The sequence below is a fragment of the Methylobacterium sp. WL116 genome, assembly GCF_008039455.1.
Lineage (GTDB): Bacteria > Pseudomonadota > Alphaproteobacteria > Rhizobiales > Beijerinckiaceae > Methylobacterium.
In genome coordinates this window covers 1-504 of the sequence record NZ_VRUV01001114.1, presented here as the reverse complement: position 1 = coordinate 504, position 504 = coordinate 1, and the positions used below count along the sequence as shown (strand labels likewise).

The window sequence follows — 504 nt, the reverse complement described above, 5'->3', positions numbered from 1 at the left end:
AGCCGTGGGCGGCGGCGGCCTCCGCGGCGGCGACGATTTCGGGCATCGTGGCGCCGGGCCGGCCGAAGCCGATATTGGCGGCGATGGTGTCGTCGAACAGCACCACCTCCTGCGACACCACCGCGACGGCCGCGCGCAGCGACGCCAGCGTCACCCCGCGCACGTCCTGCCCGTCGATGGCCACCGTTCCGGCGGTGGCGTCGTAGAGGCGGGGCACGAGGTTCAGCAGCGAGGACTTGCCCGAGCCCGAGCGGCCGACCAGCGCCGTGGTCGAGCCGGCCGGCACGACGAGGTCGATGCCCTCCAGCGCCGGCGCGTCCGGCCGGTAGCGGAAGTGCAGGTTCCGGTAGGCGATCTCGCCCGGTCCCCGCCTCAGCGCGACGGCGGCGGGCGCCTCCCGGATCGTCGGCGCCTCGTCCATCAGCGCGAAGTAGCGGGTCAGCGCGGCGGCCGCCTCCTGCAGGATCGCGTTGAGGGTGCCGAGCGCGCGGGCCGGCTGGGCGG

Annotated in this window: 1 protein-coding gene; it reads right to left on the bottom strand. The window is 75.8% G+C overall.

Features of this window, described 5'->3' with window-relative positions; translation table 11 throughout:
* On the bottom strand, positions 1-504 hold a 504-nt coding region (locus FV223_RS29650; RefSeq protein ID WP_147730121.1), incomplete at both ends, for an ABC transporter ATP-binding protein.